The organism is Streptomyces sp. NEAU-174 (genome assembly GCF_052665095.1).
Map to the genome: position 1 here is coordinate 238,280 of NZ_JBQTCE010000001.1, position 11,565 is coordinate 249,844.

Annotated in this window: 8 protein-coding genes; 5 read left to right on the forward strand and 3 right to left on the reverse strand. The window is 74.0% G+C overall.

Going from position 1 to position 11,565, the window contains the following annotated elements; genetic code table 11:
• Nucleotide 1: 1 nt before the first annotated feature.
• Nucleotides 2–643, reverse strand: coding sequence for an HAD family hydrolase (locus ACT2CW_RS00990; RefSeq protein ID WP_164425400.1), 642 nt, complete (start codon nt 641–643; stop codon nt 2–4).
• A 66-nt stretch (nt 644–709) separates the two neighbouring features.
• Between ACT2CW_RS00990 and ACT2CW_RS00995 the strand changes: the two genes are divergently transcribed.
• The 3 genes from ACT2CW_RS00995 to ACT2CW_RS01005 are packed head-to-tail and all read left to right on the forward strand — an operon-like array spanning nt 710 to nt 3,968.
• The gene (locus ACT2CW_RS00995) at nt 710–1,819 is read left to right on the forward strand and encodes a FecCD family ABC transporter permease (protein ID WP_445515180.1); all 1,110 of its coding nucleotides are present in this window, start codon (nt 710–712) and stop codon (nt 1,817–1,819) included.
• Nucleotides 1,816–3,021: a FecCD family ABC transporter permease gene (locus ACT2CW_RS01000; protein WP_445515181.1), complete on the forward strand. Its 1,206-nt coding sequence runs from the start codon at nt 1,816–1,818 to the stop codon at nt 3,019–3,021. Before ACT2CW_RS00995 ends, ACT2CW_RS01000 begins: the two co-directional genes overlap by 4 nt.
• The gene (locus tag ACT2CW_RS01005; protein ID WP_445515182.1) at nt 3,018–3,968 is read left to right on the forward strand and encodes an ABC transporter ATP-binding protein; all 951 of its coding nucleotides are present in this window, start codon (nt 3,018–3,020) and stop codon (nt 3,966–3,968) included. Before ACT2CW_RS01000 ends, ACT2CW_RS01005 begins: the two co-directional genes overlap by 4 nt.
• A gap of 35 nt (nt 3,969–4,003) precedes the next feature.
• Here ACT2CW_RS01005 and ACT2CW_RS01010 read toward each other — a convergent pair whose 3' ends face one another.
• Complete coding sequence (locus ACT2CW_RS01010) at nt 4,004–5,293, reverse strand: hypothetical protein (RefSeq protein WP_445515183.1); 1,290 nt, start codon at nt 5,291–5,293, stop codon at nt 4,004–4,006.
• A gap of 309 nt (nt 5,294–5,602) precedes the next feature.
• Between ACT2CW_RS01010 and ACT2CW_RS01015 the strand changes: the two genes are divergently transcribed.
• Nucleotides 5,603–8,500 carry a helicase C-terminal domain-containing protein gene (locus ACT2CW_RS01015; protein WP_445515661.1) on the forward strand — a complete coding sequence of 966 codons (2,898 nt, stop codon included), beginning with the start codon at nt 5,603–5,605 and terminating at the stop codon, nt 8,498–8,500.
• Between the two features lie 63 nt (nt 8,501–8,563).
• On the opposite strand, the gene ACT2CW_RS01020 is transcribed toward ACT2CW_RS01015, so the two are convergent.
• Nucleotides 8,564–9,463, reverse strand: coding sequence for a VanZ family protein (locus ACT2CW_RS01020; RefSeq protein ID WP_445515184.1), 900 nt, complete (start codon nt 9,461–9,463; stop codon nt 8,564–8,566).
• Between the two features lie 211 nt (nt 9,464–9,674).
• Between ACT2CW_RS01020 and ACT2CW_RS01025 the strand changes: the two genes are divergently transcribed.
• Entirely contained in the window at nt 9,675–11,324 is a 1,650-nt protein-coding gene (locus tag ACT2CW_RS01025) for a DNA repair helicase XPB (RefSeq protein ID WP_445515185.1), read from the forward strand.
• Nucleotides 11,325–11,565: the final 241 nt, after the last annotated feature.

The window sequence follows — 11,565 nt, forward strand, 5'->3', positions numbered from 1 at the left end:
CTCAGCCCGCCGTGCGATCACCTATGTAGCCCGACAGCCAGCCCGGGAACGCCGTCAGATCGTCCAGCACGACATCCGCGCCGGCCGCGAGCAGCTCGTCCACCGCGCAGGGCCCGGTGGCGACCGCCACGGAGAGCGCACCGGCCGTACGGGCGCCCCGTACGTCACCCGTGTGGTCCCCGACGTACACCGTCGCCCCGTACTCCCGCAGCGCCTCCGCCTTGGCCTCGGCCCACAGCCAGCCGATGACCGCATCCGCCTCGATGCCCAGGTGGCTCAGGTGCAGCTTGGCGTTGGGCTCGTGCTTCGCGGTGACGACGATGGCCCGGCCGCCCGCCCGCCGCACGGTCTCGATCGCCTCCCGCGCCCCCTTCATGGCCGGGGTGGGCGCGATCGCGTACTCCGGGTAGAGCTCGCGGTAGAGCTCACCCATCTCCTCGACGCGCTCATCGGGGAACCAGTGCACCAGCTCCTGCTCCAGCGGCGGGCCGAGCCGGGTGATGGCGAGGTCGGAGTCGATGTAGGTGCCGGTCCGTGCCGAAAGCGCCTCGTACGCCGCCTTGATGCCCGGCCGGGAGTCGATGAGGGTCATGTCGAGGTCGAAGCCGACGGTGGGAGCGGGGTGCGAAGACATACCCGCCATTGTGCCTTGGCCCACCCCATACACTTAGCCTCGCCTAACTTCGTAGCCGACGAGCGAACGGACGCGATGACCGCCGACCGGACCAGCAACCGCCCTCCCAGAGCCCCCCTGGTCCGCACCTCTCCGGTCCGTACCTCTCCCGTACGCACCCCTCCCGTCCGCACCCCTCCCGCCCGCGCCTCCCTGGTCCGCCGCCGCCTCGGCTGGACGACCGCGGCCGTCGTCGCCCTGCTGCTCGCAGTCCTGCTGAGCCTCGCCGTGGGCAGCCGCCAGATCGCGCCGAGCGCGGTCCTGGACGCGCTGCTGCACGGCGGTTCCAGCGACGCCGCCGACATCGTGCGGTCCCTGCGACTGCCGCGCACCCTCATCGGGCTGATGGTCGGCGCGGCGCTCGCCATGGCGGGCACCGTCATGCAGGGCGTCACCCGCAACCCGATCGCCGACCCCGGCATCCTCGGCATCAGCCAGGGCGCGTCGGTGGGCGTGGTGCTCGCGATCGCCTTCGCCGGGGTGCACACCCTCAGCGGCTATGTCTGGTTCGCCTTCGCGGGCGCGGGGGTGGCGTCGGTCGCCGTCTACGCCATCGCCACCAGCGGGCGGGGCGGCGCGACCCCGGTCAAGCTCGCGCTCTCCGGCGCCGCGATCAACGCACTGCTGGTGTCCGTGACGACGGGCGTGCTGACGACGAAGGCGGCGGCCCTGGATGAGTTCCGCTTCTGGCAGATCGGCTCGCTCGCCGGGCGGGACACCGGGATCGTCGGCCAGATCTGGCCGTTCCTGCTGGTCGGCACGGTGCTGGTGATCGCGGTGGCACGCGGCCTTGACGCGCTGGCGCTCGGCGAGGACGTCGCGAAGGGGCTCGGCCAGAACGTGGCGGTCGTACGGATCGTCGCCGCCCTCGGCGCCACGATCCTCACCGGCGTCGGGGTCGCCGCCGCCGGTCCGCTCGCGTTCATCGGCCTCGCGGTCCCGCATATTGCCCGCGCGGTCGTCGGCACCGACCACCGCTGGGTGCTGCCGATGGCCGCCCTGATCGGCCCGGTGATGCTGCTGGTCTCGGATGTGGTGGGCCGGGTCGTCTTCCCGCCGAGCGAGGTCCCGGCGGGCGTGATGACGGCGCTGATCGGGGTGCCGTTCCTGGTCACGCTGGTGCGCCGGAAGGCGGTGGCCGCGTGACGGCGACGGAGAGCCACACCGCCCGCCCGGGGGTCCGCCCGGGGGTCCGCCCGACCGAATCGGGGGTCCGCCCGACCGGATACGGGCTGATCCGCATCGGGAGCAAGGGGCGTGGCGGGCGAGGCGGGCGTGGTGAACGTGGCGGGCGAGACGGGCGTGGCGGACTTGGCGGATCGTTCCTGCTGCATCGCCGCTCGGCCCTTGTCGCGATCGGGCTGGCCCTGGCCACCGCCGCGGTCTGCGTGGCGTATCTGTGCGTCGGCGAGAGCTTCGTCGCCCCCGCCGACGCCGTGCGGGCCGTCCTGCACACCCAGTGGGACCTCGGACCTGCCACCCCGAACGACCTCGTCGTCGGCACGCTGCGGCTGCCCCGGATGACGCTCGGCCTGATGGTCGGCGCCGCCTTCGGCATCGCGGGCGCGCTGATCCAGACGGTGGCCCGCAACCCCCTCGCGAGCCCCGACATCATCGGCGTCAGCCAGGGCGCCAGCGCGGTGACCGTGGGCGCGATGACCTACGGGGTCAGCTCCTACGCCGTCCTGCCGTACCTCTCCGTCCTCGGCGGTCTCGCCGCCGCCGCGCTGGTGTACGCCTTCGCCTGGCGCGGCGGGCTCCAGGCGGCCCGCTTCGTGCTCATCGGCATCGGCTTCGCCGTCGCGCTGCGCTCGATCACCCATCTCTTCCTGACCAAGGGCGACTATCTCGTGGCCCAGCAGGCGAAGGTGTGGATGACCGGTTCGCTCAACGGACGCGGCTGGGCCGAGGCCGCTCCACTCGGCTGGGCGCTGCTGGTGCTGCTGCCCGGTGTGCTGTGGGCGGCGCGGGCGCAGCGCACGGTGTCCATGGACGACGACACGGCGACCGCGCTGGGCGTACGGCTCGGGCGGGTGCGGTTGGGCCTGGTGGCCCTCGGCGTCGTCCTCGCGTCCATGGCGACGGGCGCGGCCGGCCCGGTGGACTTCGTGGCGCTGCTCGCCCCACAGATCGCCCGCCGGATGACCCGGACCGCCCAGATCCCGCTGCTGTGCTCGGCCCTGACCGGAGCGTTCATCGTCGTCACCGCCGATCTGCTGGCCCGCAAGCTGTTCGCGCCGACCGAACTGCCGGTGGGTGTGCTGACGGCCGCGGTCGGCGCCCCGTATCTGATCCACCTGCTGCTGTCTTCCGGGGGACGCGGCCGTAAGGGAGGCACCGCCGCATGACTGCTTCGGCGTCCACAACGGGAACGAGCCCGGAGACCGGTCCGGACGAGACCAGTCCGGCGGAGACCAGTCCGGCGGAGACCAGTGCGACGGAGACCGGTCCGGCGGAGGCCGCTTCCGCGAACCGGCCGGATGGGCCGGATGGGCCGGACCGGCTCACCGCACGCGAGCTGACCCTGGCCTACGAGGACCGCACCGTCGTGGACGGGCTGGACCTGGACATACCCGACGGCGAGGTCACGGTCATCGTCGGCCCCAACGCCTGCGGCAAGTCCACCCTGCTGCGCGCCCTCGGGCGGCTGCTGCGGCCGCGCGGCGGCGCCGTGCTCCTCGACGGCACGGATCTCGCACGCATCCCGACGAAGAAGATCGCCCAGTCCGTGGGGCTGCTTCCACAGACCCCGGTCGCGCCCGAGGCGATCACCGTCGCCGATCTCGTCTCCCGTGGCCGCCAGCCGCACCAGCGGTGGTGGCAGCAGTGGTCGGAGGAGGACGAACGGGCCGTCACGGACGCCATGGAGCGCACGGACGTGACGGCGCTCGCCGACCGCCTGGTGGACGAGCTGTCGGGCGGGCAGCGGCAGCGCGTATGGATCGCGATGGCGCTCGCGCAGGAGACCGATCTGCTGCTGCTGGACGAGCCGACGACGTACCTGGACATCTCCCACCAGGTGGAGGTGCTGGACCTGGTGCGCCAGCTCAACCACGAACGCGGCCGTACGGTCGTCGCCGTCCTCCACGACCTCAACCAGGCGGCCCGCTACGCCGACCATCTGATCGCGATGAAGGGCGGCAGCATCGTGGCACGCGGCCGCCCGGGGGACGTCGTCACGGCCGATCTGGTGCACGAGGTCTTCGGCCTCGACTCGGTGGTCGTCCCGGACCCGGTGACCGGCGGCCCCCTGGTCGTCCCGGGCACGCCTTGGCGGGCCGCCGAGCAAGGCTGAACGCGCAGGCCGTGGCGGAGGTCTGCCGCCCGGCGTCAGCCCTTGCGCCTCGCGGCGCGCCAGAGGAGGAACAGCACCGAGGCGATGGCCGCGCCCCGGACGACGTAGGGCCAGGTATCGGTCAGGGCGTCCTTCCAGCCGTGTTCGGGGATCGGCTCGCCCCACTTGTGGTCGGCTCGGCCGTACAGCCAGATCACGGCCCCGGCCACGACCAGGCCGGGCATGCCCAGCGCCGCCCACTTCGCCTCGGCCGGGGAGCGGCGGTAGGTGCTGGAGTACGCGATCACCCAGCCGAACGCGATCGGGATGATGTTGCCCAGCGCGGCGCCCGCCACGAGGAGTCCGACCGCCACCAGCAGCACCGGGCCGAGCCCGGACAGCCATGTGGGGACGCCGCTCCCGCCCGCGGGCTGACCGGCCGCCTTACCCGCCTTACCGGGCCCGAGCAGTACGCGGCGCAGCCCGCGGCGCTGCTTGCCCCCGGCCTCCGCCTTCTTGGCCTCGGCTTTCGCCTTCGCCTCCGCGGCTGCCTCGGCCTCGGCTGCCTCGGCCTCAGCCGCCGCCTTCTCCTCGGCCTCCCGCCGCTCCTGGCGCTCCTGCTCGGCCGACTTGCCCTTACCGAGCAGTTCGGGGATCTCGATCCCGCCGGTGAACCCCTCGACCGCGCCGTACTGCGCATCACGCTGCTCGGGCTGGCCGAACGGGCCCGGCTCGACGTGCCACCAGTCCATGTCGGACTCGCGCGGGCCCAGTTCGTCCTCGCCCGCGAGGTGCGGCGGCGAGGCGGCGTTGGACGGGGGCGGGGCGGGGGTGGCGGGCCTCGGCTTGATCAGGGAGGGGGTGCCGTCGCCCGGGGCGTGGCTGGCGGGGCCGTTCCCGTTCCGGCCGGTGCGGCCGGTGCCGGGCATCCCCGGGGCGTCCTCCTCGCGCGGGGCGGGCACCTTACCGGTGAGACCGCTGCTCTTGGCGAGCCCGGCCAGCTTGTCGCGGGCCGCCCGCGCCGCCCCGGCGGCTCCCCGTGGCGACGCGCCACCGCCCGCACCGCCGCCCTCCGTACCGGGCCCACCACCCATTCCCCCCGATCCCGGGTCGGGGCCTCGGCCACCCGCGGCGGCCACCACGTCGGCCGGTGAGCCCAGCTTGGACAGGATCCGCTTCACCCCGGCCGGGCTGTCCGCCCCTCCGGTGGCCCGGCGATGGTCGATATCGGCACGGAGTCCGGAGACCAGCCGCATACGTTCACCGGACGACAGACCCTGTTGCTGAGCCAGGTCCCCGACACGGCTCAGATAGTCGTAGACGAGCTTCTCGCTCTCGATCCCCACCAAGACCCCTGAGTATGCGCACCGTCGGCGTATCGGTCGGCTCCGACGGTACCGCGCGGAACCGGAATCCCGCCGCATCCCCTCCGTCCCGCACCCCGCGGGTACTGTGGATCGAATGAGCAGTTCATGGAATCGAGAGGGCTGACATGCCCGAAGAGACCAGCTCGCGCAACCGGGAGGCATGAGTTGCCCGCAGACACCGGCCACGGGGACAGCGGTCCGCCGGATCGCGTCCCCCGGAGCGGCGGCCCACGAGACGGCGGCCACGGCGACCGTGGCCGCGGGGTGCCGCGCACCCTCGCCGAGGAGCTGCGCACCCGGCCCGACGACGCCCTCGCCGCCCTGCTGCGCGCCCGCCCCGATCTGCTCTCCCCGGTCCCGAACGACCTCACCCAACTCGCCACCCGGGCGGGCACCCGCGCCTCGGTGGTACGGGCGGTGGAGCGTCTCGACCGATTCGCACAACAGACCGCCGAGGCCCTGGCCGTCGCCCCTGACCCCTGCTCGTACGAGACCCTGCGGGACCTCCTGACGGGCGACGAGGGCCCCGAGGGGGCCGGGGGTCCGGAAGAGGCCGGGGGTCCGGAGAAGGCCGAAGGCCCCGAGGGGGCCCGGGGTCCGGAGAGGGCCGGGGGTCCGGAAGTGGCCGGGGGTACTGGGGCCGCCCGTAGTGCCGGGAGCGCCCAGCCCCCGGGGGATACAGCGGGCACCCGGACCACCTCGGCCGCCGGAGCCACCTCGGACACCGGGACCATCTCAGCCGCCGGAGGCATCGCGGGCATCGGCGCGCCCCTGCGTGCCGAGGAGCGTGCCGCGATCGTCGACGAGTTGCCGCGGGCCGTGGCCACGCTGCGCGAGCAGGCCCTGATCTGGGGTGGGGACGATCGGCTTCGGCTCGTTCGGACCGCTCGGGAGCTGCTCGCGCCCTCGCCCACCTCGCCCTCCCCCACCGGGCTCGGCCCGACCGTGCGGGAGGCCACGTCCGGGATGTCGCCGGGGCGGCTTCAGGAGCTGCTGGCGGCGGCCGGGCTGTCGCCCACGCACGATCCCGTCACGGCGGTGGCGGCCCTGGCCGAGCTGTTCCGGGACCGCGCCCGGATGGCGGCGCTGCTCGACGGGGCGCCGGCGGGCGCGGCGGCCGTGCTGGCCAAGCTGACCTGGGGGCCGCCGTACGGGGAGGCGTCCGTCACCTCGCCCACCCCGCCCGTCGGCTGGCTGCTGGACCGCGCGCTGCTGCTGCCGTCCGGGCCGCGCAATGTCGTACTGCCCCGCGAGGTCGCCCTGCATCTGCGCCACGGCCGGGCGCACCGCGCACCCGAGCCGTTCGCCCCGCCACTCTCGCCCACCACCGAGCACGATCCACAGGTTGTGGACAACACCGCCGCGGGCCAGACCTTCACCGCCCTGGCCACCGTCGAGGAACTGCTGGGGCAGTGGGAGACCGCCGGGCCGCCCGTTCTGCGCGCGGGCGGGCTGAGCGTTCGCGACCTCAAGCGGACCGCCGTGGCACTCGACGTGTCCGAACCGGTCGCCGCCTTCTGGATCGAGCTGGCGTACGCGGCCGGGCTGGTCGCCTCCGACGGCGAGACCGACGAGCGCTACGCCCCCACCCCCGCCTACGACGACTGGCTGCGGTTGCCCGCCGAGGAGCGCTGGGCGCGGCTCGCCGCCGCCTGGCTGCCCGCGACCCGTACGTCGGGCCTGGTCGGCGGCCGGGACAGCAGGGGCCGCACCCTCGCCGCGCTCGGCCCGGAACTGGACCGCTCCCCGGCCCCCGAGGTCCGCCGCCGGGTCCTGGAACTCCTGGCCACCCTCCCGCACGGCGCCGCGGCCGCACCCGACGTCCTGCTGGCCCGGCTGCGGTGGGAGCGGCCGACCGGCCACCGCGGGGCCCCGGCCCCCACCGCGGCCACCCCCACCGCGGCCACCCCCGGCACGGGCACCCCCGGGGCGGCCGCCCCTTCCGCCCCCGTTCCCGCCCCCGGGGCCGCCTCGCCCACCGCCGCCTCGCCCCCTGGCGCCTCCGCCTCGCCCACCGGCGAGGACCTGCGCTCGCGGCTGGCCCGCTGGGCCGTCGCCGAGGCCGAAATGCTCGGGGTCACCGGCCGGGGCGCGCTCTCCGCCCATGGCCGCGCCCTGCTGGAACGCCATCCGGACGAGCCGACGGCCGCCGAGATCGACCTCGCGGCCGCGCAGGCCGCCCGGCTGCTCGCGCCGTTGCTCCCCGAGCCGCTCGACCACGTCCTGCTCCAGGCCGACCTGACCGCCGTCGCGCCCGGCCCGCTGAAGCGGCCGCTCGCCGAGACCCTGGGCATCCTCGCCGACGTCGAGTCCAAGGGCGGCGCGACCGTCTACCGCTTCACGCCCGAGTCCGTACGCCGTGCGCTGGACGCCGGGCGGACCGCCGACGACGTGCACACCTTCCTCGCCGCGCACTCCCGCACCCCGGTGCCCCAGCCGCTCGCCTACCTGGTGGACGACGTGGCCCGTAAGCACGGACGGCTGCGCATCGGCACCGCCTCCGCGTATCTGCGCTGCGACGACGACGCGCTGCTCGCCGAGATCCTCGCCGACCGCCGTTCGGCGGGGCTGCGGCTGCGCCGCCTCGCCCCCACCGTGCTGGCCGCGCAGGCGCCGCCGGACACACTGCTGGAGGGGCTGCGGGCGATGGGGTACGCCCCGGCTGCCGAGTCCGCCGAGGGCGATGTGCTGGTCAGCCGGGCCGAAGCCCAGCGCACCCCGCCCCGCAGGCCGCCCGCCCCGGTCCCGGAGGGCCCGCCGGTGCCGGACGCCACCCTGCTGGGCGCGGCGGTGCGCGCCATCCGCGCCGGGGACCTCGCCGCGACGGCGCCCCACAAACCTGCGGCCGTGGCCGAGGCGGGGCCGGAGACCGCTTCAGGCGCAGGGCCCGGGGCCGCGTCCGGGTCCGGGTCCGCGTCCGGGTCGGGGTCCGCCGCCAGTGGCGACCGGCTCCCCCGCACCACCTCCGCCGACACCCTCGCCACCATGCAGGCCGCGGCCCTGACCGGCTCCAACGTCTGGATCGGCTACGTCAACGCGAACGGCGCGGCCACCCAGCGCGTGATCGCCCCGGTCCGGGTCGAGGGCGGCTTCGTCACGGCGTACGACCACACGGCCGACGAGGTCCGTACGTACCCCCTGCACCGCATCACGGGCGCCGCCGAACTGGCCGAGGACGCCACCTGACGCCGCCTGACGCCGCCTGACGCCATCTAACGCCACCTGGGCGGAAATCGGCCCGTCCGGCGCTCACGCCGCGGGCGGCGCCTCGGTCCCCCGCCGGGTCCACCGGTGCCACCAGTGGCGGCGGCGCGGATGCAGGGCGCGGCCGAGCCAACGGCCGACCACGACATAGCCGATCAGCGCGCCCGAGGTGTTGAGGATGACGTCGTCGATGTCGAAGGCCCGGCCCTCGACGATGAGTCCCTGAACGGTCTCGACGGCCACCATCACCAGGGCCGTCACCAGGACCACCCGCACCGCGCCCCGCGCCTTCGGCACCAGCATCGGCAGCAGCACCCCGAAGGGCGCGCCGAGCAGCACATTGCCGCCGATCTGCTTCACCGTGTCCTGGAAGGCGGGCTGGTCGACGTAGGCGCGCAGCGAGCGTCCCGGATGCAGATTGGTGTGGACGAGGTCGACGGAACCGGGCTGGGGCACGAGCGTGGCCTTGGCGAGCGCCGCCGCGAAGCCGACCATGCAGACGAACGCGACGAGCAGCACCATCGCCCGTGCGACGCGCGCGCCGAACGAGGTGCGCTGTAGCAGCGCCTTCTCCGGGGCGCCCTGGGGCTCGGGGGGCGCGGGGGGTTCGGCGGCCCGGCCCTTCGTGGGCGACGTCTTCGTGGGCCGCGTCCTCGTGGGCTGGGCCTTCGTGGGCCGCGTCTTCGTGGGCTGGGCCTTCGTGGGCTGGGCCTTCGTGGGCTGGGCCTTCGCGCTCTGCTTCTTCGCGGCCACAGGCCCCTTCGTCGGCCCCCCGCCCGCCCGCGGCCCCTTCCTCTGACCGGCGGCCGCGGCCGCCTTCTTCCCGCCCCGCCCACTCGTCTTCTTCTGGCCGCTCGTCTTCTTCTGGCCGCCCGTCGTCCCGGAACCCGTCTTCGGCTTCTTCTCCGCCGTCCGCCGGATCTCCCATCCAGCGATGCTGATCACAGGGACTCGCCTCCCGCCCATGGCTCCGTTGTCGCCGCTGTCGCCGTTGTCGCCGCTGTCGCCGCTGTCGCCGCTCCGTCGGTCCGTCGGTTCGTTTTCCGTCTTCGCCGCTTGCCCGTAGCCGCCCGGAGTATCCCTGTGGCTCTCCGCCACGCCTCCTCGATGGGGGACACTGGTTCTTTGGCCGGCCAGCACGAAAGGACCCAGGCGCGTGAACGGACCCCTCATCGTCCAAAGCGACAAGACGCTCCTGCTCGAGGTGGATCACGAGCAGGCGGACGCCTGCCGCCGCGCCATCGCGCCCTTCGCCGAGTTGGAGCGAGCGCCCGAGCACATCCACACCTACCGGGTGACCCCGCTCGGGCTGTGGAACGCCCGCGCCGCCGGGCACGACGCCGAGCAGGTCGTGGACGCCCTCGTGGCGTACTCCCGCTACTCCGTCCCGCATGCCCTCCTTGTGGATGTCGCGGAGACCATGGCCCGCTACGGGCGGCTGCGGCTGCTCAAGCACCCCACCCACGGGCTGGTCCTGGAGACCAGCGACCGCCCGATCCTCGAGGAGATCCTGCGGTCGAAGAAGATCCAGCCGCTGGTCGGCGCCCGGATCGACCCGGAGACGGTCGTCGTCCACCCGTCCGAGCGCGGCCAGATCAAGCAGACGCTGCTGAAGCTGGGCTGGCCCGCCGAGGACCTGGCCGGCTATGTGGACGGTGAGGCGCACCCCATCGAGCTGCGCGAGGACGGCTGGGCGCTGCGGCCGTACCAGACGCAGGCCGTGGAGGGCTTCTGGCACGGCGGCTCGGGCGTCGTCGTGCTGCCCTGCGGCGCCGGAAAGACGCTGGTCGGGGCGGGTGCGATGGCCACCGCCAAGTCGACCACGCTGATCCTGGTCACCAACACCGTCTCCGCCCGCCAGTGGAAGCACGAGCTGGTGCGCCGCACCTCGCTCACCGAGGAGGAGATCGGTGAGTACAGCGGTACGCGGAAGGAGATCCGCCCGATCACCATCGCCACGTACCAGGTGCTCACCACCAAGCGGAAGGGCATCTACCCGCACCTCGAGCTGTTCGACTCCCGCGACTGGGGCCTGATCGTCTACGACGAGGTGCATCTGCTGCCGGCGCCCGTCTTCAAGTTCACCGCCGACCTCCAGGCGCGGCGGCGGCTCGGGCTCACCGCGACGCTCGTCCGGGAGGACGGCCGGGAGTCCGATGTCTTCTCGCTCATCGGGCCGAAGCGCTTCGACGCGCCCTGGAAGGAGATCGAGGCGCAGGGCTACATCGCGCCCGCCGACTGTGTCGAGGTCCGGGTCAATCTGACCGAGACCGAGCGGCTGGCGTACGCGACCGCCGAGACCGACGAGAAGTACCGCTACTGCGCCACGACCGACTCCAAGCGGCGGATCACCGAGGCGCTGGTCGCCCGGCACAAGGGGCAGCAGACGCTGGTCATCGGGCAGTACATCGACCAGCTCGACGAGTTGGGCGAGCACCTGGACGCGCCCGTCATCAAGGGCGAGACCACCAACGCCCAGCGGGAGAAGCTCTTCGAAGCCTTCCGGCAGGGCGAGCTGTCGGTGCTCGTCGTCTCGAAGGTGGCCAACTTCTCCATCGACCTCCCCGAGGCCACGGTCGCCATCCAGGTCTCCGGCACGTTCGGCTCCCGCCAGGAGGAGGCCCAGCGGCTCGGCCGGGTGCTGCGCCCGAAGGCCGACGGCCACCCGGCGGTCTTCTACTCGGTGGTCGCGCGCGACACGATCGACCAGGACTTCGCGGCGCACCGCCAGCGGTTCCTGGCGGAGCAGGGGTACGCGTACCGGATCGTGGACGCGAGCGAGCTGCTCGCGGACGAGGACGTCTGACGTACTCGCGCTCCGCGTCGGCCCCCATCTCGTTCTCGCCGCGCTCGGCGCCCCGGTCACCTCGGCCGCCGGGCATCTGGCCGTCGCCGTACTGATGGGCGCGGCGACGGTGACGCCGATGTGGTTCAACCAGCGCATGACCTTCCGCGCGCTGCGACTCGCCTGACCGGCCCCGTCATAATTCATTCGCCTCCCCGACATGCCCTGGCTACAATCGCCGGTCTTGCCGCCTCCCGCGTTC